The 22,179-nt window shown below is 34.6% G+C and carries 23 protein-coding genes; 9 read left to right on the top strand and 14 right to left on the bottom strand.

All coding sequences use genetic code 11. From position 1 onward, the window contains the following. Window positions 1–36: 36 nt before the first annotated feature. Together RTY06_RS05860 and RTY06_RS05855 are read right to left on the bottom strand one after the other, a co-directional pair. The gene (locus RTY06_RS05860) at window positions 37–1,104 is read right to left on the bottom strand and encodes an RluA family pseudouridine synthase (protein ID WP_312823500.1); all 1,068 of its coding nucleotides are present in this window, start codon (window positions 1,102–1,104) and stop codon (window positions 37–39) included. A 48-nt stretch (window positions 1,105–1,152) separates the two neighbouring features. After that, window positions 1,153–2,199 (bottom strand): PASTA domain-containing protein, encoded by a 1,047-nt coding sequence (locus tag RTY06_RS05855; protein ID WP_312823499.1) that lies wholly within the window; start codon window positions 2,197–2,199, stop codon window positions 1,153–1,155. A gap of 130 nt (window positions 2,200–2,329) precedes the next feature. Here RTY06_RS05855 and hpt point away from each other — a divergent pair, with 130 nt between their 5' ends. The 5 genes from hpt to RTY06_RS05830 all read left to right on the top strand — a co-directional run bounded on the left by hpt (window position 2,330) and on the right by RTY06_RS05830 (window position 6,447). Then, on the top strand, window positions 2,330–2,884 hold the full coding sequence (hpt, locus tag RTY06_RS05850) for a hypoxanthine phosphoribosyltransferase (protein WP_116035676.1): 555 nt from the start codon (window positions 2,330–2,332) through the stop codon (window positions 2,882–2,884). A gap of 45 nt (window positions 2,885–2,929) precedes the next feature. Next, on the top strand, window positions 2,930–3,508 hold the full coding sequence (locus tag RTY06_RS05845) for an adenylate kinase (RefSeq protein ID WP_312823495.1): 579 nt from the start codon (window positions 2,930–2,932) through the stop codon (window positions 3,506–3,508). A gap of 88 nt (window positions 3,509–3,596) precedes the next feature. After that, a complete protein-coding gene (obgE, locus tag RTY06_RS05840; RefSeq protein ID WP_116035673.1) occupies window positions 3,597–4,580 on the top strand; it encodes a GTPase ObgE in 984 nt (327 codons plus the stop codon). 43 nt (window positions 4,581–4,623) lie between these two features. Beyond that, window positions 4,624–5,106: a DUF6438 domain-containing protein gene (locus tag RTY06_RS05835; protein ID WP_312823491.1), complete on the top strand. Its 483-nt coding sequence runs from the start codon at window positions 4,624–4,626 to the stop codon at window positions 5,104–5,106. A 90-nt stretch (window positions 5,107–5,196) separates the two neighbouring features. Beyond that, the gene (locus RTY06_RS05830; RefSeq protein ID WP_312823489.1) at window positions 5,197–6,447 is read left to right on the top strand and encodes a DEAD/DEAH box helicase; all 1,251 of its coding nucleotides are present in this window, start codon (window positions 5,197–5,199) and stop codon (window positions 6,445–6,447) included. A gap of 41 nt (window positions 6,448–6,488) precedes the next feature. On the opposite strand, the gene RTY06_RS05825 is transcribed toward RTY06_RS05830, so the two are convergent. The 10 genes from RTY06_RS05825 to RTY06_RS05780 form a co-directional block, all read right to left on the bottom strand. Continuing rightward, a complete protein-coding gene (locus RTY06_RS05825; RefSeq protein WP_312823487.1) occupies window positions 6,489–7,259 on the bottom strand; it encodes a TatD family hydrolase in 771 nt (256 codons plus the stop codon). A gap of 70 nt (window positions 7,260–7,329) precedes the next feature. Then, window positions 7,330–8,280, bottom strand: a complete 951-nt coding sequence (locus RTY06_RS05820; RefSeq protein ID WP_312823486.1) for a GSCFA domain-containing protein — start codon at window positions 8,278–8,280, stop codon at window positions 7,330–7,332. 89 nt (window positions 8,281–8,369) lie between these two features. After that, window positions 8,370–9,341, bottom strand: a complete 972-nt coding sequence (locus RTY06_RS05815; RefSeq protein WP_312823484.1) for a polyprenyl synthetase family protein — start codon at window positions 9,339–9,341, stop codon at window positions 8,370–8,372. Window positions 9,342–9,498: 157 nt separating this feature from the next. After that, window positions 9,499–10,641 carry an inorganic phosphate transporter gene (locus RTY06_RS05810; RefSeq protein WP_312823482.1) on the bottom strand — a complete coding sequence of 381 codons (1,143 nt, stop codon included), beginning with the start codon at window positions 10,639–10,641 and terminating at the stop codon, window positions 9,499–9,501. 24 nt (window positions 10,642–10,665) lie between these two features. Beyond that, a complete protein-coding gene (locus tag RTY06_RS05805; RefSeq protein ID WP_312823481.1) occupies window positions 10,666–11,304 on the bottom strand; it encodes a DUF47 family protein in 639 nt (212 codons plus the stop codon). Window positions 11,305–11,457: 153 nt separating this feature from the next. Continuing rightward, on the bottom strand, window positions 11,458–13,152 hold the full coding sequence (locus tag RTY06_RS05800; RefSeq protein WP_312823480.1) for a DEAD/DEAH box helicase: 1,695 nt from the start codon (window positions 13,150–13,152) through the stop codon (window positions 11,458–11,460). A gap of 246 nt (window positions 13,153–13,398) precedes the next feature. Then, the gene (locus RTY06_RS05795) at window positions 13,399–14,817 is read right to left on the bottom strand and encodes an L-serine ammonia-lyase (RefSeq protein WP_312823479.1); all 1,419 of its coding nucleotides are present in this window, start codon (window positions 14,815–14,817) and stop codon (window positions 13,399–13,401) included. 412 nt (window positions 14,818–15,229) lie between these two features. Continuing rightward, complete coding sequence (locus RTY06_RS05790; RefSeq protein ID WP_312823478.1) at window positions 15,230–15,871, bottom strand: alpha/beta hydrolase; 642 nt, start codon at window positions 15,869–15,871, stop codon at window positions 15,230–15,232. Window positions 15,872–16,060: 189 nt separating this feature from the next. Beyond that, window positions 16,061–16,627, bottom strand: coding sequence for a YceI family protein (locus RTY06_RS05785; protein ID WP_312823477.1), 567 nt, complete (start codon window positions 16,625–16,627; stop codon window positions 16,061–16,063). A gap of 169 nt (window positions 16,628–16,796) precedes the next feature. Next, a complete protein-coding gene (locus RTY06_RS05780; RefSeq protein WP_312823476.1) occupies window positions 16,797–17,369 on the bottom strand; it encodes a hypothetical protein in 573 nt (190 codons plus the stop codon). A gap of 310 nt (window positions 17,370–17,679) precedes the next feature. Between RTY06_RS05780 and RTY06_RS05775 the strand changes: the two genes are divergently transcribed. The 3 genes from RTY06_RS05775 to RTY06_RS05765 are packed head-to-tail and all read left to right on the top strand — an operon-like array spanning window position 17,680 to window position 19,184. Beyond that, entirely contained in the window at window positions 17,680–18,102 is a 423-nt protein-coding gene (locus RTY06_RS05775; protein WP_312823475.1) for an organic hydroperoxide resistance protein, read from the top strand. 9 nt (window positions 18,103–18,111) lie between these two features. After that, window positions 18,112–18,747, top strand: coding sequence for a nitroreductase family protein (locus RTY06_RS05770; RefSeq protein WP_312823473.1), 636 nt, complete (start codon window positions 18,112–18,114; stop codon window positions 18,745–18,747). Between the two features lie 8 nt (window positions 18,748–18,755). Further along, the gene (locus tag RTY06_RS05765; RefSeq protein WP_312823472.1) at window positions 18,756–19,184 is read left to right on the top strand and encodes a MarR family transcriptional regulator; all 429 of its coding nucleotides are present in this window, start codon (window positions 18,756–18,758) and stop codon (window positions 19,182–19,184) included. A 200-nt stretch (window positions 19,185–19,384) separates the two neighbouring features. Here RTY06_RS05765 and RTY06_RS05760 read toward each other — a convergent pair whose 3' ends face one another. Both RTY06_RS05760 and RTY06_RS05755 read right to left on the bottom strand, forming a co-directional pair. Then, window positions 19,385–20,407, bottom strand: a complete 1,023-nt coding sequence (locus tag RTY06_RS05760) for a beta-ketoacyl-ACP synthase III (protein ID WP_312823471.1) — start codon at window positions 20,405–20,407, stop codon at window positions 19,385–19,387. A 243-nt stretch (window positions 20,408–20,650) separates the two neighbouring features. Further along, on the bottom strand, window positions 20,651–20,944 hold the full coding sequence (locus RTY06_RS05755; RefSeq protein WP_312823469.1) for a GIY-YIG nuclease family protein: 294 nt from the start codon (window positions 20,942–20,944) through the stop codon (window positions 20,651–20,653). Between the two features lie 330 nt (window positions 20,945–21,274). Between RTY06_RS05755 and RTY06_RS05750 the strand changes: the two genes are divergently transcribed. Next, window positions 21,275–22,177 (top strand): CorA family divalent cation transporter, encoded by a 903-nt coding sequence (locus tag RTY06_RS05750; RefSeq protein ID WP_312823468.1) that lies wholly within the window; start codon window positions 21,275–21,277, stop codon window positions 22,175–22,177. The last annotated feature ends 2 nt before the right edge of the window (window positions 22,178–22,179 follow it).

Below are 22,179 nucleotides of genomic sequence, written 5' to 3'. Positions count from 1 at the left end.
GGGTAATTTTTCTTCACAATACAAATATATAAAACTCTAGTTACTTTCTAAATATTTTCTCCAACGTTCAGACGCTTCTTGCATATCTTTTGGCATTGGACTTTCAAAATACATTTCTTCCTTAGTTGTTGGATGTACAAATCCTAATGTATGAGCGTGCAAAGCGTGTCTTGGTAGAACCTCAAAAACATTATTTACAAACTGCTTATACTTTGGAAGATTAACACCTCTAAGAATCACATGCCCTTCATATCTTTCATCATTAAACAAAGTATGTCCAATATGTTTCATATGTGCGCGAATCTGATGTGTTCTTCCCGTTTCCAATTTACACTCTATCCAGGTCATATAGCGAAAACGTTCCAAAACTTTGTAATGTGTCACTGCATGTTTCCCGTGGCTACCATCTTCGTAAGTGTACATTTGCATTCTATTCTTTGGATGTCTTCCAATATGTCCAGTCACAGTTCCAGCATCATCTTTTACATTACCCCAAACAAATGCCCAATACAAACGCTTAGTTGTTCTATCAAAAAACTGTTTTGCCAAAAAACTGAGTGCAAATTCGGTTTTAGCAATTACTAATAATCCAGAAGTATCTTTATCAATCCTGTGAACTAATCCTACTCTATCTAGATCCGAATTATAATTAGGATCTTTTGCAAAATGAAATGCTAAAGCATTGATTAATGTTCCGTCCCAGTTTCCATGTCCTGGATGAACTACCATTCCCGCATCTTTATCCACAACAATTAGATCATTATCTTCATAAACGATATTTATAGGAATATCTTGTGGAATGATAACATTTTCTCTTGGTGGATGTGCTAGAAGAATGCTGATTTCATCTCTAGGCTTAACTTTGTAGTTTTGTTTTACAGGTTTACCATTGACTACAATATTACCTGCTTTACAAGCTTCTGAAATTTTATTACGAGAAGAATTCTGACGAAAACTCAATAAAAATTTATCTATTCTAAGTGGTTCTTGATTTCCATCCACTTTGATATTAAAATGTTCAAAAAGTCCACTGTTTTCATCATCAGTGGAAATGTCTTGATTACTTAATTCATCTTCCAGAAAATCTTCGGTTTCGTCCAGCATATTATAATTTTAAAAGGCTTCAACATTTTGTCGAAGCCTTTTGTTTTTTTATTCAATTACCACTTTTTTAGGCTTTGGCTTATCTACAGGTTTTGTAGTTTGTGGCGTTGTACTATTTGTTTTTACAGCTGCATTATTATTTGCGGGCTGCGTTGTCGTAGGTTTTGGTTTCGCAGAACTTGTTGTAGCTCCAGTTGTTTGACTAGCAGAAACAGGCGCTTTTTGAACTACAGGTTTTTGTTCAACAGTTGGTGGTGGAACTTCATTATATTGAATTGGAGCCAATGTAGTATCTATTTTTGGGCGGTACATATCATCCAATTGTTGAATCTTACTTTGTAGTTCAGCAGGTGTTTTCTTACTTGCCCAAAGATCAATCTGCATTCCTTGATCTCTTAGTGCGCCAAATTCTGGATCTTGGTAGTAAACAATATCAGATTCATCTTTTCCTCCATCTTCGTGCTCTACAATTCCAACTTCGAATAAAGCTTGGGCAATAATCTTTTTAGCCTCTTGAACCGTTCTTCCCACAACATTAGGAACTTGAACATTTCTTAAGGGACCAGAACCAATAACTAAGTCAACCGTAGAAAACTTAGGCAACAAAGTTCCTGGTTTTATACTTAAACCATTGAAAATAATTCTAAGAACCGCATCTCTTTGGATACTAGGCTCATAAAGCGTATCTCCCACTTTCAACCCAACAAGATTTAATTGATTAAAAGCTAAGCCCTTATACCGATCAATAATATCTGGAACAGCCACTTTCGCCCAAGTTTTTGGATTGACTTTCAACACAATAGACCTTCCATTCTTCACATTAGAACCTGGAGATGGGAAAACTGCTAAAACTTGAAGAGGACGGAATTTTGGGTCATATTTGAAACTATCGACCTCATACTCTAGACCTGAGTCATCTAAAATTTTGATAGCATCGTGCACTTTCATATTCATTACATTGGGCACAGGAACTTCATCTCCGTGATTGGTATGAAACTCCAACCAACGGAATGTAAGCCAAACCAATCCGGCAAACAATGCCATTGCAATAACGATATTAAGTAATACTTTCCAATGGAAAAGCGATTTGAACATAATTATCCTTTTTCAGAAACGTAACGCAAATATAGATAATTAAATTGTATTAGTCCCCGATGAAAAAGCTTCAAAAAAAGAAAATCGGTCATTTGGCATAAAAACCTTATTTTTGTACTTTGAAATATATATGGAGTCTATACAAGTTCACGACAAAAGTTTCGTACCATACCTGAAACACGATGAAATTCAGGAGATTATTAAAGAATTAGCACTTAAAGTTTACGAAGATTACAAAGACGAAACCCCAATTTTCATTGGCGTTTTGAATGGTGTAATTATGTTTTTCTCAGATTTTTTAAAATATTATCCCGGGAAATGTGAAATTGCTTTTTTACAAGTAAGTTCTTATTCTGGAACACAATCTACCGGAATTGTTTATAAAAAAATGGAACTCACAAAAGATGTTATGGATCGTCATATTATCTTGATGGAGGACATCGTAGATACAGGAAATACATTGGAAAATCTTTTCGAATATTTCAAAAACACACAACGTCCAAAATCTTTGAAAGTTGCTTCTTTACTTTTGAAACCAGACGTTTTCAAAAAAGATTTCAAAGTAGATTATGTTGCTAAAGAAATACCAAATAAGTTTGTTCTAGGTTATGGATTAGATTATGATGAATTGGGAAGAAACTTACCAGACTTATATCAATTGGAAGAAGGTAGAATCAATCACTAATTTCTATTCAAGATAAAAAGAAATAAATCTAAAATTAAAGAAAATATGATCAATATCGTTCTCTTTGGCCCTCCAGGAAGCGGAAAAGGAACCCAAGCTCAGCATCTTATCGAGAAATTCAATCTGAAACAAATCTCGACAGGAGATCTTTTTCGTTACAATATGAAAAATGATACTGAACTTGGAAAATTAGCAAAATCTTACATCGACAAAGGAGAATTGGTTCCAGATCAGGTTACGATTGATATGCTAATTGACGAGTTGAAAAAGCCAACAGAAACCAATGGATTCATTTTCGATGGATTTCCTAGAACTGCTACTCAAACGGAAGCGTTGGAAACAATTGTGAAAGAGGAATTAAATTCTGAAATCAGTGTTTGTCTTTCATTAATAGTTGATGATGAGGTTTTGGTAGAAAGACTTTTGAAAAGAGGAGAAACTAGCGGAAGAACAGATGATTCTAACGAAGATATCATCAGAAATAGAATTACAGAATATTATACAAAAACTGCAGAAGTTGCAGAACTGTATAAAAAACAAGGCAAATATGCGGAAGTTAACGGAATTGGCGACATCTCCGAAATCTCTGAAAAATTATTTGCAGAAGTAGAAAAAATTAAATAAAAGAAACTTACATTTTTAGAGAATAGATTATAGACCAATTTTGAAAAGTCTATCATCTATTCTCTAGTTGTCTATAATACCTAGTAATATGTCAAATTTCGTAGATTACGTGAAAATCCATTGTACAAGTGGTCACGGCGGTGCTGGATCAGCTCACCTTCGTAGAGAAAAATACATCCCGAAAGGAGGTCCAGATGGGGGTGACGGTGGACGCGGAGGTCACGTAATAATGAAAGGAAATGCCCACGAATGGACACTTTTACCATTAAGATATACAAGACACGTGAAAGCCGAACGTGGACAAAACGGTCAAAAAAACCAATTGACTGGAGCTTTTGGTGCGGATGTTTACATCAATGTTCCTTTGGGTACGATTGCTAGAAATGAAGATGGCGAAATCATCGCAGAAATCTTAGAAGACGGACAAGAAATCATCTTGATGGAAGGCGGAAAAGGTGGAAAAGGAAATGAGCATTTCAAGTCTTCTACCAACCAAACACCAAGATATGCGCAACCTGGAATGGAAGGACAAGAAGGTTATGTCATCTTCGAATTAAAACTTTTGGCCGATGTTGGTTTAGTTGGTTTTCCAAATGCTGGTAAATCTACACTTTTATCCTCCGTTTCTGCAGCAAGACCAAAGATTGCGGATTACGCTTTTACAACTTTGACGCCCAATCTTGGAATCGTAGAATGGAGAAATTACAAATCTTTTGTAATGGCTGACATTCCTGGAATTATTGAGGGTGCTGCAGAAGGAAAAGGTCTTGGACACAGATTCTTGAGACACATTGAAAGAAACTCGATTCTATTATTTTTGATTCCTGCAGATTCTGAAGATCATTTCCAAGAATTCAAAATCTTGGAAAATGAGTTGAAAGAATATAATCCGGAATTGGTGGATAAAGATTTCATCTTATCAGTTTCCAAAGCGGATCTTTTGGACGATGAATTGAAGGCTGAAATAGCTGCAGAATTTCCAGAAAATAGACAACCATTATTTTTCTCTGGCGTTACAGGCGAAGGCCTTCAGGAATTGAAAGATGCTATTTGGAAAAAACTGCACGGATAAAATTTCGGAACAATTATTGAAAGCCTAAATCAAAAAAATTGCTATGAAATATCTATTCAGTCTTTTAATTTTTCTAGGATTAATGTCTTGCACAACTTCTCAAACTTCTCAATATTCTAAAATCGAATATGAAGCGGGTCCATGTTTTGGATTTTGTCCTATTTATAAAATCATCATCAATCCAGATAGAACTGCAATTCTAGAGGCTGAACATTATAATTTCACAGAAGGAGAACGTGGACAATTGGAAACGCCGAGAGAAGGGACTTTCAAATCTACAATCAACAAAGAAGATTTTGATAAACTGATTTCTATTACAGATGCAGCCAACGTAAAAACGTTGAAGGACAGTTACGAAGATAAAAGAATCATGGACGCTTCTAAAAATAATCTAAGAATCTATTTCTCAGATGGAAGTAAAAAAGAAATTAAACTATCCGCTGGTGAAAAACCTGCAGTTCTAACGACTCTTCAAAATTATATTTCTAAGCTTAAAGAAAAACAAAAATGGGAAAAGGTGAACTAAAAACTTTATTTTAAATAAGTTACCTTTGCAAAACATAAATTCCTTCTCAGCGGAAGGAATTTTTTTATTTACATTAAAAAAACATTTCATTTGAATTTCGAACAATTAGGTTTAATCAAACCAATATTAGACGCACTAAAAGAACAAGGTTACGAACAACCGACACCAATACAAGAAAAAGCAATCCCATCAATCCTTCAAAAAAGAGATCTGTTGGGAAGCGCACAAACAGGAACTGGAAAAACCGCAGCTTTTGCTATACCAATTCTACAAAACCTTTCCGAAAAAGAACAAAACAGAAATCAAATCAAAGCGCTAATCTTGACTCCTACAAGAGAATTAGCAATACAAATAGAAGAAAATTTCAAAGCTTACAGCAAAAATCTTAAGTTGAAATCTCTTGTTATTTTTGGAGGCGTAAAACAACACGCACAAGAGCAACAAGTTAAAAAAGGAGTTGATATTCTAATTGCAACACCAGGTAGATTATTAGATTTTATTTCACAAGGGATTATCAAACTTCATCATTTGGAAATCTTCGTTTTAGACGAAGCTGACAGAATGTTGGACATGGGATTTGTACACGATGTGAAAAGAATCCTGAAATTAATCCCTGCTAAAAGACAGAATCTTTTCTTCTCTGCAACAATGCCGAAAGAAATTGCAAAATTGGCGTCAGAAATCCTTGTAAATCCTATAAAAGTAGAAGTTGCACCTGTTTCATCAACGGCAGATACGATTCAGCAAAGTATCTATTTTGTTGAAAAAGATAATAAGACAGATTTGTTGATTCATCTTTTGCAAGATCAGAAATTGGATCAAGTTTTGGTATTTTCCAGAACCAAACATGGAGCTGATAAAATTGCAAGAAAGCTGCATCAATCCAAAATCTCTGCAGAAGCGATTCATGGAAATAAATCTCAGAATGCAAGACAAAATGCACTTAACAATTTCAAATCGAAAAAAACAAGAGTTCTGGTTGCGACAGACATTGCTGCAAGAGGAATTGATATCGATGAGTTGAAATATGTTGTGAATTACGAATTATCAGATGTTTCAGAAACCTATGTTCACAGAATTGGAAGAACTGGAAGAGCCGGCTCGGAAGGTACTTCCTTCTCGTTTGTTGACGGTTTGGATTTAGCCAACTTAAGAAGTACGGAAAAACTGATTGGTAAGAAAATCCCAGTTGTAAAAGATCATCCTTATCATACCGATGATTTGGTGGAGCAAAAAAGAGATAGCAACAATAAACCTTTTACGCCGAGACCAAAACCACAGCAAAAAAGTGAAATTGGATTCAAAAAACCGAAGAACAAAGGATTTTTTAGAAAGAAATAAAAAAGAAAACCGGAAGCAATTTCCGGTTTTTATATTTAAAATTATTGAGTTAATCCAAATAACTTCAGAGCATTCTCAGTTGTAATTCTATCAATTTCTGAGAAATCTTTTCCGTAAATATCAACTAATTTCCCTGCAACCAATTCTACATAAGCACTCTCATTACGTTTTCCTCTGAAAGGAACTGGTGCAAGGTAAGGAGAATCCGTTTCCAGAACTATTTTATCAAGTGGAATTCCATTCAGAAATTGATCTATTTTTCCATTTTTGAAGGTCACTACTCCACCGATTCCAAGAATAAATTGAAGATCAATAGCGTGATTGGCTTGCTCAAGATTTCCTGAAAAACAATGTAAAATCCCACGAAGTTTTGGATGTTTCTTTCTTTCCAAGACCTCAAAAGTTTCTACGAAGCTTTCTCTTGTATGGATGACGATTGGTAAATCTCTTTCAATTGCCCAATCAATTTGTTGTTCAAAAGCTTTTACTTGAATATCAAGTGTAGATTTGTCCCAATATAAATCAATTCCAATTTCTCCAATCGCTACAAAATCTCTTTGAGCCAGATAATTTTCTACAATCTTCAATTCCTTTTCCCAAGATTCCGGCTGAACGGAACAAGGATGCAATCCCATCATAGAAAAGATCTGCTTAGGATATTCAGCTTCCAAAAGCAACATTTTCTGATGCGTTTCCGAATCAATTGCCGGAAGAAAAAATTTCTCTACGCCTTTGTCCAAAGCCCGTTGAATCATTACTGCACGGTCTTCATCAAATTGGTCAGAATATAAGTGAGTGTGAGTGTCTATCATAATTAATTATGAATTGTTAATTTTTAATGATTAATTAAACTTATAATTAACCATTGACAATTAATAATTATTAAAAGATTTTATGTTTAACTTTCTTTTGTTGCTCAACAATCCTTTGATTGATTTTATCTAAGAATTCTTGATATTTTGGATTCTTATCGTCTTCTGTTTTATGATTCAGAGCTGTGATGATTTTATTATTTTCATTAATAAAAACTTTGGTCTCATCAGAAAAATATGCATTCCCGAATTTCTCCCAAATGTACTGAACTGCTTGAGAATTAGGATGAATCAAATCATCTTTGTAAAAACGATAATCTCGTAAATCATCCATCAGAATCTCATAAACTGGAAGATAATGGCAATTTTCTTTTCCTAAAATGGATTCGTGGATTGCTGTTATTAATTTTGATTTACTCAATTGATTTTCAATAATGCCATCTTTTGTATGACGAACGGGAGAAACTGTGAACAATATCTGAACATCATTTTTACAGATATCTTTCAGAAAGTCAATAGTTTTATTAATAGATCCTATAAGTTCTTGATGCGATAAAAATCTCTTGGCAAAAAATTTCTGTGGAAGCTTATGACAATTGGCAACCAACTTATTTTTTGGAAGAAACTCATAAATATAAGACGTCCCGAATGTAATAATCACAAAACCGGTATTCTGTAAAAACTGGTTGGCTTCTTCAATATTTTTATTAATATTCTCTAATGATTTGTGAGAAAATCTGGAGTCAAAAGACGAATGGTGATCGAGACTGATGTAATTTTCATTAGCCAAAATCAAATCATTTTCCTGATATTCTTTTGCATCATAAATCTGCTGAATCGCATTATTAATAGAATATGGATTAAAAATAGTTCCGAAAGGATTGTTCAAAGATTGAATCTGCCCTTCAGAAAATTTCTCGTGCATCTCTGTCGCAAAACATGATCCAATAGAGAATACGCAATCCTCGATTTCTATTTTCTTTTCACTTACATTGATATCTACTTCTGTCCGGAATTTCATTATTTTAAAATGTAACAATTTAAAATCAGTGTAGAAATTTACCAATATCTGAAATCATTGCTAGATTGGTAAATTGACACATTATCATATTAGGATTCTCTTCTCAAAAGGTAATTTGCAAGTTCTCGGAAAGGTAATTTTTTCTCGTCAGGAAGGTTGATTTTATCAAGATAACTTTGACCAATTTCATTATGCTTCTGAATCAATCTTAGAACTTTGTCATCTACTTTTGTTCTACGGAAGATTTTTTCTACGCTATAAACCTTATCAACATTATCTGTTTTTTTAGAAAACCAATAATTAAGCTCTGTTAATTCTTCTTCATTCGCATGTTCTAGAGCCAAAAGATAAAGAATGGTTTTTTTGTTTTCGTAGATATCACCCGCATGTTTTTTCCCAAACTGTTCCATATCTCCAAAGACGTCTAAGTAATCATCCATTATTTGGAAAGCAATTCCTATGTGTTTCCCAAAATTGTAAATTAATTCGGCATCTTCTTCAGAAGCCCCAGCAATCAGAGCACCTATTTGGAAAGAAGCAGCACTCAAAACACCTGTTTTACTTGTAATCATATCGATATACTCGTCATATGAAACATGTTTTTGTGTTTCAAAATTGACATCATGCTGCTGACCTTCGCAAAGAACAGCACCTGTTTCAGAAAATATTTTGATACATTTTTTGAATAATTCTGGTTCTAGATCTTCGAAGAATTGATAAGCTTTTATCAATAATGCATCTCCAGAGAGAATCCCGATATTAATTCCATGAAGCGTATGGATTGTAGGCTTATTTCTACGAATAGGCGCTTCGTCCATAATATCATCATGAACCAATGTAAAATTATGAAAAAACTCTATGGCTAAAGCTGGCTTAATCGCTTTTTCCATATCACCATCAAATAACTCGTTGCCCATTAGAACCATTATTGGACGAAGTCTTTTTCCGCCATGCGAAATGATGTAATTCATCGGTTCATAAAGTTCTGAAGGTTTTTCTGTAAATGTGTATTTATCTACAGCTTCAGCTACGATCTTTTGGTAGTGATCTAAAAATTCCATTCGAGATTTTGTTTATGACAAAAGTACAATTTTTAAAGGTGTTTTTCCAAGATTTTGAAACTTGTTTTTGTCGATTATTAAGTGATTTTTTAACATAAAAAAACTTCCCAAAGTATTATTGGAAAGTTTTTAAATATTATTAAGTTTTATATTAATTCTAAAAAATTAATGCTACCAAAAGATAGGTAACCCCTGCAACAATAGCACTAATAGGAATCGTAAGAATCCAAGCCCAAAGTAAACTAACTGTTACACCCCATCTTACCGCAGAGACTCTCTTAGTCAAACCAACTCCAATAATAGACCCTGTAACTGTATGTGTTGTAGAAACAGGTATTCTTAGTTGTTCTGTGATAAAAAGTGTAATTGCACCTGCAGTTTCTGCTGCTACACCTTCCAATGGCGTTACTTTCGTAATTCTAGTTCCCATTGTTTTGATGATCTTCCATCCTCCACTCATAGTTCCTAATGCAATTGCTAAGAACGAAACGATAGGAACCCAAAGATAATGTTCAGCAAAGAAGTTGAAACGATCTGCTTCCGCAATATTAAGATACATAGGATCTTTCATCATATTCACGTGAAAATAGATCATAGCTGCTCCAATAATACCCATTACTTTTTGTGCATCATTGGTCCCGTGTCCAAGACTAAATAATGCAGAAGAAACCAATTGTAATTTTTTGAAAACACGTTCAGCTTTGTGCGGATTGGCTCTTTTACAGATATTAACAATAATCAATGTAATAACAATTGAAATTGCCATTCCAATAAGCGGAGCCATAAAAATGAACAAGAAAATAGGAATGACTACTTTATACTTAACTACATTCTGCGAAAAGAGCTGTACAAATGATTGATACACTTTTTCGAAGAAAGAATAATCTGGGTGAGTAATTGCAATTAAATGATAGTCTGTAATCAAAGCGTGCATCAATGCGGCTCCGATAAAACCTCCAATCAAAGTATGCGATGATGAAGATGGAATCCCAAACCACCAGGTCAATAGATTCCAAGCAATAGCTGCAATAAGTCCTGCAAAAATCACTTCCAGTGTGATGAAGTTTTCATCTACTGTTTTAGCAATCGTATTACCAATTTTAAATTCACCTACAACGTATGCCGCAAGGAAAAATGCTGCAAAATTCCAAAACGCTGCCCAAAGAACAGCTTGAAAAGGTGTAAGTACTTTTGTTGAAACAATGGTTGCGATAGAATTGGCAGCATCGTGAAAACCATTGATATAATCAAATATCAGCGCAAGCGCGATAATGATAATGAGTAGAATTGGAAAATCCATTCGTTTATTTTTTGATACTGCTTTTTAAGCGTATTTGATAACTATGCTCTCCATTGTATTGGCAACATCTTCTGCTTTGTCTGTAACAACCTCCAGATAATCTAGGATTGATTTTTGCTTGATAATCAAGATTGCATCATTGGTTTCGAACAATTTAACGATCGCTTGACTTAGAACGTCATCTGCAATGTTCTCGTAAGAATTAATCTTGATGCAAGACTCTCTAACTTCATTAGGATTTCTAAAATCTTTTAAGTTTTCTAAAGCTTTCTTAATCTCTATACAAGATTTGTAGATCAACAAAGAAAACTCGGAGTAAACTTTGTTATCCGGACTTTTGTAAAGATAAATATATTTTGCAGAAGCATAGATATAATCTGCAATATCATCCAAACCAGATGTCAAATAATTGATATCTTCTCTATCAAAAGGTGTGATAAAATTCTCGCCCAGTTGTACAAAAATCTCGTGAGTAAGATCATCCAATTTATGTTCGTAATCACTCATTTGATTCAGCAATGTTTCATCGTTGATATCAAAATCTAATAATCCATCGTGAAACGTTTTCGACATCTCCACAAGGTTGTCTGCAACACGAAGAAACAAGTCAAAAAAGATTTTATCTTTCGGTTGAAATGCTCTGAAAAGATTACCTATTCCCATTTTAGTTCTTATTTAAGTCTTGCAAATATGATAAAAAACAAAAGGCGATGAAAATTTTTATGTTAAATTATCATTAAGATTAAAAACAACAAAAACCTGCTGATTAGCAGGTTTTTACAAATATTGTTTTAAATATCTATTAATGTTTTATGATTAATTTGCAACTTCGGCGCGCATTTCTTTTCCCCGAAATTTCATCTCAGTCAATCCATTCATCACTTCATTTTTGAAAGACTTTTCGATTTCGAAAAAGCTGAACTTATCCAAGATTTCGATATTACCGATATCTGCTCTTTTTTTAGATTTAGAAGTCGCTTTATTGATGATGTCAAGCATATCCACTTTCTTCAGTTGGTCTCTTTTTCCAAGGTTGAAGAAGAATCTCACCATATCTTCATTCTTTCTTCTTGGTTTTCCACCTCTGTCGTTTCTATCACCACGTTCTCTTCTTTCTCTAGGGTCGCCGTTTCTTTCACGCTCTCTTCCTCTTTCTCTTCTGCTTCCTCTATCATCCCCTCTACTATTTAGTTCTTGTTTTTGAAGATCATTTCTATCCTTATAATAAGTAGCAAGATCTTTCAATTGGAATTGTAGTAACTGATGAACCAATTCTTCTTTTGTGAAATTGGAAAGGTCTGGAATCAAAGAATCATCAAACTCGAAGAAATCCTCGTGCTCTGTCAATAATTTTTCGAAAACACCAGCAACCTGAGCTTTGATAATATCTTTTCCTGATGGAACTTGCTTCTCAGTCATTTCGATTTTAGTCTCAGACTTGATTTGCTTCAATTTTCTACTTTCTTCTGGTTTGATGAAAGCCATAGAAATACCATCTCTACCAGCTCTACCAGTTCTTCCACTTCTGTGAACGAAAACTTCTGGATCATCTGGTAAAGAGAAATGGATCACGTGAGTCAAAGAATCAACATCCAAACCTCTCGCTGCAACGTCAGTCGCAACCAAAATATCAATATTCTTCAAACGGAATTTCTTCATTACTGTATCTCTCTGAGCTTGAGAAAGATCACCATGAAGTGCATCTGCAGCATAACCATTTTGCATCAAGAAGTCTGCAACTTCTTGCGTTTCCATTCTTGTTCTACAAAAGATAATTGAATATTGATTTGGATTAGAATCAATTAATCTTTTAAGAGCATCTTTTTTCTGTCTGTAACCAACCACATAATATTCGTGCTTGATATTTTTCTTAACTGCATTGATTGATCCAACAGAAATTCTGTGAGGATCCGTCAAATAGTTTTTAGAAATACGCTCCACTTCTTTGTTCATCGTTGCAGAGAACAAGAAAGTTTGTTTAGTTTCTGGTGTTTCACTAAGGATTGTTTCCAAATCATCTTTGAAACCCATAGATAACATTTCGTCTGCTTCATCTAGAACTACCCATTGTACTTCAGAAAAGTCAAGCGCTTTTCTTCCGATCATATCGATCACACGACCTGGAGTTCCCACAATGATCTGCGGTTTGTCTCTCAAAGATCGGATTTGATCCATAATGCTACTACCACCATAAACTGCAGTAGTTTTGATGTTTTTAAGGTATTTCGTATAATTTTTGATGTCTTTGGTAATCTGAAGGCAAAGTTCACGAGTAGGGCAAAGCACCAATAATTGGATTTTACGACTGTTGTCGTCTATCATATCCAAAATCGGAAGCGAAAATGCTGCTGTTTTGCCTGTTCCTGTTGCCGCAAGTGCGATAAGATCGCGAGTATCTGTAGAGATAAAAGGAATAGTCTGTTTTTGGATTTCTGTCGGCTCTACGAAGCCGAGGTCGCCAATCGCCTGAAGAACTTCAGCGCTAAGATTGGATTCCGTAAATAAATTCATTTAAAGATCGTCTAATTTGCTGCAAAGATACGAATTTTATTTTTGCTAACAAAATGACTTCTTTTTTAACAATTCTTTATTATGAAAATTTAATATTGAAAAATATTGATTAGAAATTAGACTTTAGAAAATTAGAACTAAAATCATCTTGAATATTTATATTAATTTTATTTGGAAAGCTTCGCTTAAGTATTTAGATGTCTTCGAGAACCTCAGACTGACAGTCTATAAGGCGTTCATCAAAAATTAGCACTCCGCAACATTTACCGCAACAGCTAAACCGCCTTCCGATGTTTCTTTATATTTTGAATTCATATCCAAAGCTGTTTCCCACATAGATTTGATAACACTATCTAAAGAAACTTTTGCTTTTGTAGGATCACCATCCAAAGCAAGAGAAGCCGCAGTAATAGCTTTCATTGCTCCCATAGAATTTCGTTCGATGCAGGGGATTTGAACCAATCCACCAATTGGATCACACGTTAATCCGAGATGATGCTCCATTGCAATTTCTGCTGCCATTAGAACTTGTCCCGGTGTTCCTCCAGAAATCTCCGTTAATCCAGCTGCTGCCATTGCTGATGAAACCCCAACTTCTGCCTGACAACCTCCCATTGCTGCAGAGATAGTTGCATTTTTTTTAAAAATGGTTCCGATTTCTCCAGCAACTAATAAGAATCTAATGATATCCTCTTCTGAATTGAATTCAGTAAAAGTCTGGGCATACATCAAAACTGCAGGAATTACTCCACTTGCTCCGTTAGTTGGTGCTGTGATAATTCTTCCGAAAGAAGCATTTTCTTCATTAACAGCGAGAGCAAAACACGAGACCCATTTGGTAACAGAACTGAAAGTTTTCTGCTCGTTCTTTACCATTTCGAACCATTCGTTTTTGTTTTTGTAAATCTGAGTTCCAAGGAGTTTCTCATTCATTTCAGAAGCTCTTCTTGTAACATTTAAACCACCTGGAAGAATTCCTTTTTTATTGATGCTTTTATAAACGCAGTCTTTGATATTATCCCAAATTTCAAGAGCTTTTTGACGAGTTTCTTCGTGAGTTCTCCAAGATTCTTCGTTAAGGAAAACCAAATCTGAGATTTTATTAAGGTTAAGCTTTTCACAATATTTGAGAATATCGCTTCCGTGATGACAAGGATATAATGTCCTCACACATTTTTCTTCAATAGAATTATCTTCTTTTGTGGCCACAAATCCACCTCCAACTGAATAATAATCCTGACTTAATTCTTCTCCGTTCCCGAAAACAACTTTGAAAATCATTCCGTTTGGATGAAAATCAAGGGATTTTTCTTTATTAAGAATTAAATGATGTCCGTAAATAAAAGGCAACCAGATTTCTCCACCAAGATTGATTTTTTGTTCTGATTTAATTTTTTCAATTTTTTCATCAATTTTGTTGGTATCAATTGTTCGAAAGTTTTCTCCGCTGAGCCCGAGCATTCCTGCAATATCAGTTCCGTGACCAACTCCTGTTTTTGCCAATGAACCAAAGAATTCCACGAAAACTTCTTTCACATCTTGCAAAGAATGGTTTCGCTTGACCAAATCCAGAAACATTTTCGCAGCATTCCAAGGTCCCATTGTGTGGGAAGATGATGGTCCAATTCCGATTTTTATGATGTCAAAAACACTGATAGATTCCATTAAATTGTAAAAAATTATCGATTGTAAATGTAATTGATTTTTGAAATCGGCGCAACTTTATGTTAAGTATAGTTTTTTACCGCAAAGAGTTCAAAGATTTTTTGAAATTATTTGAAGTTATTTTAAGGTTCGCAAAGGCGCTTTGCTTAAAAAAGGTTTTGAGTTTCTCGCTGATTAAGCTGATTTTGCAGATTAATTTTCAACACAATTTTGTCATTACGTAGGAATCTCTATACTAATTGAAAGCTTAGATTCCACGCTTCACTCCGTTTCGCTCTGAATGACAAAAATACTCTATTAATTTTAACAGCGAATCTTACGCAGTCCGACTTGAGCGGAAATCCTTTTTACGCAACGTAGTGGAGTGATAAGATTGGGAGTGGAAGGCGGATTAAGCTGCCCAAATTAAAAATTACACAAAAATGGTCTTGAGAATTTCTGAAACTTGTTTTGCTTTGGTTAATGGAAAAAGATGGGTTGCGTTCTTTATTACAAAATCGGGTTGCGAATTTTTAATCGGAAAAACAATGTCCTTATCTGCCAAAATCTGAATGACATCTGGAATCTTTTCGAATTTCCATTTCGCAACTTTGTCCATTGACCATTTTAGATAATATGGGTCTTTCACTCGGAAGTATTCTAAAAGATTGGCGTTTTTGGAATCAAATATTTTTTTCAGAAACATATATAAAACCGAACCGCTATTGCCAAAAAACTGTCTTGGAATGTACTTTATAGCATTAGTTTTTTCACCAAGCTTGATAAATTTTGATTTCTCTGTATCGCAACGAATACTTCCCAGAATCACAATTTTTTTTGCAGGTTTCAGTTTCTGAATTTCCTGAACCAAAATCCCTCCAAAAGAATAACCCAAAAGATAAAAATCTTCGGAATCATCTATCGATTCTGCCATTCTGTGAACATAATCGGAAAATTCTTCATTAAGATTTGGAATGAGCCACGGAATGTGAATGACTTCAATTTCTGGATTGAAAGTGAGTTTTTCTAAAACTTTTTCATCTGCACCGAGACCGCTTATTATGTATAGTTTCATCAATTTATTTTTTGAACACAAAGTCCACAAATCTTTTTTTTGAAATTATTGAAAATATGTTAAGGTTCACAAAAACACTTCGCCTTCTCTCAGCATAAACTTCAAATTTAACAAAGATAATTTTTAAATTTAACAACAAAAAAAGAGCAGAAAAAATTCTGCCCTTGAAAATATATATTTTGTGAAAAATTATTTTACACTGATTTTAACTTTCAAATCAACATCATCTTTTACCAAAACGTCTTGCATTGTAGATTTGTAAGCTACGTCAAATTTTTGTCTGTCAAAAGAGAATTTGTCGGATTCCAAAGTCACAACGCCGTTTGAAGAAGTGATTTTTGCAGGGAAAGAAACTGGGTTAGTCTTACCTTTTACAGTCAAGTTTCCGTTTACTACAAAGTTGTAATTTTTGTTTGAGTTTTTCTTTACAGAAGTAATTTTGTAAGTCGCCGTTGGGAATTTTTCCACTTCGAAGAAATCACCGTTTTTCAAGTGACCGTTCAATTTTCCTTGGTATTCTCCAGAAAGGTCTGTTGCGTTGATAGAAGTCATATCCAATACGAAATCTCCACCTACAACTGCTCCATTTTTAAGAACCAAGTTTCCAGATTTTACATTCACAGTTCCATCGTGAGAAGATGCTTCTGTTTTTGCGATTTTATAACCCCACCAGTGTACGTCGGAACTTGTTAATTTTTTAGTTTGTCCGAAAGCTAATCCGCTTACCAATACAGCTAGTAATAATACTTTTTTCATTTCTTGAATAATTTTAATAGCGCAAATCTACTTAGAATGATTCAAAATAAAAATTGATGTATGATAAGTTTTTAAAAAAAATTAACGCCCTCATAAAAATGAAGGCGATAATATGTGTCATAGTTTGATTAATATTTTTAGATTTTCTTAGAAAACCAAAAAATTCTGATTATTTACCAAGAGGAATGTTATAAGCAACACCTACACCGATTGCTCCTGCATTGTATTTTTGATCTCCAATTTGGCCTTTGTCTCCTGTAAATGTTTTGTTATACTGAGCAAAAAAGTTCCAGTCGCGGTTGTGGTAACCAATCTCTGGTCTAATGTAGAAACCACCATCTGGTCTATCCACATTTACATTACTTGCTACCTTTTCATCCCCAACGATGAAACCGTAACCTAAGTCAGCACCAAAATAAAACCCTGTTTGTTTTGGATATACTCTGAAAAGTGCAGCAACAGGAATAACTCCAAAATCATTGTTCTCGACATTTACGCCGTTAATGGTTCTATTCTTTCCGAAATATTGATTGTAACCCGTCGCAATACCTAGACCAAAACCAGGTGTAATAAGGTTTTGATAAGACAAATCTACTCCCAAATTTGCGGCAGTATTACCACCTGTTGAAATACCTGTGTTAAGACCAACTTTTAACATATTGGTCATATCAGAACTCTGTGCAGACATTAACCCTCCTGCCAAAATTCCCGCTCCTAGTATTAAATGCTTTAAAGATTTCATATTTTTAAATTTTAAATTTTACAAGGGACATAATTGTAAATTCCGTGCCAAAATGGTTTTTTGTTTGACAAATCTAACAAAACAAGAAACAAACAACTAATAATCAACATCTTAAAACATTGCAAGAAATCAAATTGATGGTAGACAATTATTTTCATATTCCGAAATAGACGTAAAAAGGCTAGTTCTGTAGAAATAATTCTATATAGTTTTCGTCAATAATAGATTTTGATATAAACTTTATTTTATATTGTGCACAATATAATTTTCCGCCATACATTTGTATCATCAAATTATTAAGTTAATAAAAATGAAAACATTGTATAGCATTGGCGCTACAGCCAAAGGAGGAAGAAACGGAAACGTTAAAAGTGACAACGGAGTTCTGGATTTAGAAGTTAGAATGCCAAAAGGTTTAGGTGGCGCAAATGACGATTATGTTAATCCAGAAATGCTTTTTGCTGCAGGTTATTCAGCTTGTTTTGACAGCGCTTTGAACCTTATTATCAAACAAAGTAAAATCGAAACTGGTGAAACAACCGTAACGGCAAAAGTTGGAATTGGACAAATCGAAAATGGAGGATTTGGTTTGGAAGCTGAATTACACGCCAACATCCCGGGAGTTTCTTTGGAACAAGCTCAGGAATTGATTGAAAAGGCTCATCAAATATGTCCTTACTCTAATGCTACAAGAGGAAATATCGAAGTTAAATTAACCGTTTCTAACAACTAAAAATATAAAATGTCATTAATAGAAAATCTAAAATGGAGACACGCCGTAAAAGCATATAATCCATCAGAAAAAGTAAGTCAGGAAAATATCGATAAAATTGTTGAAGCAGCAAGATTAGCGCCTACTTCATCAGGTCTTCAGCCTTTCAAAATATTGGTGGTTGAGAATCAGGATTTGAAAGATCAATTATCAGAAGGTGCTCTTAATCCAGAATGTATGAGAGAAGCTTCTCACATCATTATATTCGCGGCTTGGGATAGATATACAGCAGAAAGAATCGATAAAGTCTATGACTTCACAACGGATGAGAGAGAATTGCCAAGAGGCCGTTTCGGAAGTTATACTGATAAGTTAAAATCGATCTATCTTGAAGAGGAAGCTGAAAAAAACTTTGCGCATACCGCACGTCAAACTTACATTGCACTAGGTCTTGCATTGGCACAAGCAGCAGAACTTAAGGTAGATTCTACTCCGGTTGAAGGCTTTGACAATGCGGTTATCGACAAGGTTTTGGAATTAGAAAAACACGGATTGAAAAGTGTTTCCCTAATGTATGTAGGTGTTTCTGACCCATCACGTGACTGGATTGCACCGATGAAAAAAGTGAGAGTTCCGAAAGAGGAATTCGTTTTAGAATATAAATAATTAGAGATATGGAAGACTTATTAAAATTGGACAAGCAGCTGTGCTTTTCCGTCTATGTTTTGCATCGTGAGATTATGCAGGCGTATCGTCCGATTTTAAACGAGATTGGTCTTACCTATCCACAATATATCACGATGATGGCGCTTTGGGAAAAGGACGATTTGACCGTCAATCAGTTGGGAGAAATCCTGCAATTGGACAACGGAACATTGACACCTTTGCTGAAAAGATTAGAAAGCAAATCTTATCTCACACGCATCCGAAGCAAAGATGATGAACGTGTTGTCAAAATCCAACTGACAGAAAAAGGTCATCAACTGAAGGAAAAAGCCAGTTGTGTACCAATGCAGATTTTGGAATCGCTTCAACTGAGTCCGGAGGATATGCAACAATTGAAATCATTATCAGATAAAGTTGTCAACAAAATCAATCAATAAAAAAAGAGCTATTTGGAAATCCGAATAGCTCTTTTTGTTATTTTCACCACAAAAGTCACAAAAGTAAATTTTACTTTAAAGAGCAAATAAGTTAAATGCTCATAATTAATACTTTTTTAAAACTTTTGAATTACTTTAATCATTAAGAATCTTTTGTGACTTTTGTGGTTTTATTATTTCATATCTTAAATTGAATTGACTTAATATTCAAACAAAACACTTCCCCAAGTGAAACCACTTCCAAAGGCTGATAGGCAAACCAAATCACCACGTTTCATTCTCCCTTCCTGAATTGCTTCGCTCAAAGCAATCGGGATAGAAGCAGCGGTTGTATTGCCATATTTTTGAATATTCACGAATACTTTTTCGTCCGGCAAATGCAATAATTGCTGAACATATTGTGCAATTCTTATATTCGCTTGGTGAGGAATTAATAAATCTAAATCCGCAATCTTTTTCCCTGCTTTTTCAAGCGCTTCCAAAATGGTTTCCGGAAATCTTGTAACTGCGTGTTTGAAAACGAAGTTTCCATTCATCACAGGATAGATATCTTCTGCAGTTACAGAGTCTGGATTATTTAATAAAACATCACTCCAGCCTAATTTGGTTCCAGGGAATTTCACGGCTAATTCTTCAGCATATTTCCCTTCAGAATGCATATTCACGGATAAGATTCCTTTTGCGTTTTCATCTTCGCTTGCTGACAAAACGACTGCTCCTGCTCCGTCTCCGAAGATGACAGAAACGCCACGTCCTCTATCACTCATATCCAAACCGAATGAATGAATCTCTGCGCCTACAACCAAAACATTTTTATAAAGTCCTGATTTGATAAATGCATCAGCAACACTCATTGCATAGACAAAACCAGAACATTGATTTCTTACATCCAAAGCTCCAATCGTGTCGCAACCCAACATTTCTTGCAAAAGAACGCCAGAACCTGGGAAGAAATAATCTGGTGACAATGTTGCGAAAACAATATAATCAATATCTTTTGCTGTGAGATTCGCATTTTTAAGGGCAATTTCTGAAGCTTTGAAACCGTAAAAAGATGTGGTTTCTTCAGAATCTACTCGGTTGGCACGATGTCTTCTTTCTTTGATTCCTGTTCTTTCCGTAATCCATTCATCATTGGTAGTCATCAACTTAGAAAGGTCATCGTTTGTTACTATATTTTCCGGAACGTAGTGTCCTACTCCGGTTATTACGCTTTTTAACATTTTTAGAATTTGATAAAAATATCCGCAAAAATAGATATTTTATTTAATACATAAGTTTCAGATTGACAGATTTTTTCTATCATATTTTAGCGTACAATAAACCTTTGAAATTCGTCACTTCGAGTAGCGTAGTACAACGAAGCGTATCGAGAAGCCTTTAATATATAGTTCTCGATACAAAAATAATTTTCCATTTCATTACAAATTATTTTTTACTCGAACTGACGAAATTCTAACCTAAAATTACTTCTTGAAATTTTTTTTAGCAAGATTAGGAAGGTCTTCATATCTCCCTTCTATCAAAGCCAGCTTTTTTGCTCTTGACCATTTCTTAATTTTTTTCTCGAAAACTATTGCCAACTCAATATCTGTAAAATGACAGTAATAAACCAATTGAACCGGTCTTCTATCAAATGTGTAGGAACCAAAATATTTCCCATCCTGATGTTCGTCAAATCGTTTGTAGACATTTCCTGTAACTCCTGTATAATATGTATCGTCTGAACAATGTAAAATATAAACGTAAGAATTTTGCATAACTTAAATATAAGATATTTAAGGATTGGTTTATGAAAATAAATTCTCGATACAAAAATGATTTTCCATTTCATTGCAAATCATTTTTTACTCGAACTGACGAGATATAAAACATCGAATCAATCGCAACCCGACTTATCTCTAATTTTTTATTTATTTTTATTTGAATCGATGAACCACTTCGTTAGGTTTGAACAGAACTCCTTTTTACGCAACGCAGTGGAGTGAAAAGATTAGGAACCCTTCTACAAGCTCAGGATAAACTCAGGCGGATTAAGTTGCCCTAATAAAAATGATTATTATTACTGAGATTTTATTTAGTTTTGTTATATGCCGATAGAACAGAAATACAAAACCGCCAACTGGGAATGGATTGATGTGACTGCGCCGACGGAAGAAGACCTTCAGTTTTTGCACGAGCGTTATCATATCAATTACCTTTTGCTGGAGGACACGATAGACCCCAACCACCTTCCAAAGTACGAAGAAGTGGACAACGTGAAGTTTTTCCTTACCAGAGAATCTACAGAACTCGAAAGGCGAAATCTCAACAGCATCAGTGATATCAGCAGTAAATTGGGGATTTTTCTTTTACCGAAGTTGATTATCACGACTCATAGGGTGAAAAGTAAAAGCATCAATGAAGTTTGTGAGGAACTGAAGAAAGATAATCTTGAGAATATTTCACGTGACAAGTTGGCGCTTCGATTGGCTTTGAAGGTGATGAAAACCTTTGATGATGAGAGTCAGACGCTGTTGGAAGTGATGGACGCCATGGAAAACGAAATCTTTCTGAAAAACACCAATCAAACCAACCAAATCCGAAGACTTTACAAACTGAAAAGAAAATCGGGTCTCAATACCAGAATCCTGAATATCTCGGGAGAATGGATTTCCAAGTTCAAAAACCTGGAGCTTGATGATGTCGAAGTGATGGATTTACTGGATAAACAGAAAGACGTTATTGCCGACTTTGACCACGTGAATGCTCAAACAATCAACCTTATTTCTATGTTTTTGGCTTTGTCTGACCAGAAGGCGAATCAGGTGATGAAACTTTTGGCCATCTATTCGGTTTACTTTTTACCGATTACTTTCATTGCTGGGATTTACGGGATGAACTTCGATAATATGCCGGAACTGCATCATAAACACGGCTATTTTTATACTTTGGGATTGATGCTTCTGATTGTGGTCTGCACTTTTATCTATACCCGAAGAAAGAAGTGGTAGTT

It is taken from the genome of Epilithonimonas sp. (assembly GCF_032055105.1).
Lineage (GTDB): Bacteria > Bacteroidota > Bacteroidia > Flavobacteriales > Weeksellaceae > Epilithonimonas.
Note: the sequence above shows the minus strand (reverse complement) of the source record. Positions and strands in the feature narration are given on the sequence as shown.

Excerpts from the sequence above, each read along its gene's own strand:
- RTY06_RS05810 (WP_312823482.1), bottom strand. The coding sequence starts at position 10,641 with ATGGATTTTCCAATTCTACTCATTATCATTATCGCGCTTGCGCTGATA.
- hpt (WP_116035676.1), top strand. The coding sequence starts at position 2,330 with ATGGAGTCTATACAAGTTCACGACAAAAGTTTCGTACCATACCTGAAA.
- RTY06_RS05805 (WP_312823481.1), bottom strand. The coding sequence starts at position 11,304 with ATGGGAATAGGTAATCTTTTCAGAGCATTTCAACCGAAAGATAAAATC.
- RTY06_RS05775 (WP_312823475.1), top strand. The coding sequence starts at position 17,680 with ATGAAAACATTGTATAGCATTGGCGCTACAGCCAAAGGAGGAAGAAAC.
- RTY06_RS05795 (WP_312823479.1), bottom strand. The coding sequence starts at position 14,817 with ATGGAATCTATCAGTGTTTTTGACATCATAAAAATCGGAATTGGACCA.
- RTY06_RS05820 (WP_312823486.1), bottom strand. The coding sequence starts at position 8,280 with ATGAAATTCCGGACAGAAGTAGATATCAATGTAAGTGAAAAGAAAATA.
- RTY06_RS05835 (WP_312823491.1), top strand. The coding sequence starts at position 4,624 with ATGAAATATCTATTCAGTCTTTTAATTTTTCTAGGATTAATGTCTTGC.
- RTY06_RS05755 (WP_312823469.1), bottom strand. The coding sequence starts at position 20,944 with ATGCAAAATTCTTACGTTTATATTTTACATTGTTCAGACGATACATAT.
- RTY06_RS05800 (WP_312823480.1), bottom strand. The coding sequence starts at position 13,152 with ATGAATTTATTTACGGAATCCAATCTTAGCGCTGAAGTTCTTCAGGCG.
- RTY06_RS05825 (WP_312823487.1), bottom strand. The coding sequence starts at position 7,259 with ATGATAGACACTCACACTCACTTATATTCTGACCAATTTGATGAAGAC.
- RTY06_RS05860 (WP_312823500.1), bottom strand. The coding sequence starts at position 1,104 with ATGCTGGACGAAACCGAAGATTTTCTGGAAGATGAATTAAGTAATCAA.
- RTY06_RS05845 (WP_312823495.1), top strand. The coding sequence starts at position 2,930 with ATGATCAATATCGTTCTCTTTGGCCCTCCAGGAAGCGGAAAAGGAACC.
- RTY06_RS05750 (WP_312823468.1), top strand. The coding sequence starts at position 21,275 with ATGCCGATAGAACAGAAATACAAAACCGCCAACTGGGAATGGATTGAT.
- RTY06_RS05770 (WP_312823473.1), top strand. The coding sequence starts at position 18,112 with ATGTCATTAATAGAAAATCTAAAATGGAGACACGCCGTAAAAGCATAT.
- obgE (WP_116035673.1), top strand. The coding sequence starts at position 3,597 with ATGTCAAATTTCGTAGATTACGTGAAAATCCATTGTACAAGTGGTCAC.
- RTY06_RS05855 (WP_312823499.1), bottom strand. The coding sequence starts at position 2,199 with ATGTTCAAATCGCTTTTCCATTGGAAAGTATTACTTAATATCGTTATT.
- RTY06_RS05790 (WP_312823478.1), bottom strand. The coding sequence starts at position 15,871 with ATGAAACTATACATAATAAGCGGTCTCGGTGCAGATGAAAAAGTTTTA.
- RTY06_RS05760 (WP_312823471.1), bottom strand. The coding sequence starts at position 20,407 with ATGTTAAAAAGCGTAATAACCGGAGTAGGACACTACGTTCCGGAAAAT.
- RTY06_RS05780 (WP_312823476.1), bottom strand. The coding sequence starts at position 17,369 with ATGAAATCTTTAAAGCATTTAATACTAGGAGCGGGAATTTTGGCAGGA.
- RTY06_RS05765 (WP_312823472.1), top strand. The coding sequence starts at position 18,756 with ATGGAAGACTTATTAAAATTGGACAAGCAGCTGTGCTTTTCCGTCTAT.
- RTY06_RS05785 (WP_312823477.1), bottom strand. The coding sequence starts at position 16,627 with ATGAAAAAAGTATTATTACTAGCTGTATTGGTAAGCGGATTAGCTTTC.
- RTY06_RS05815 (WP_312823484.1), bottom strand. The coding sequence starts at position 9,341 with ATGGAATTTTTAGATCACTACCAAAAGATCGTAGCTGAAGCTGTAGAT.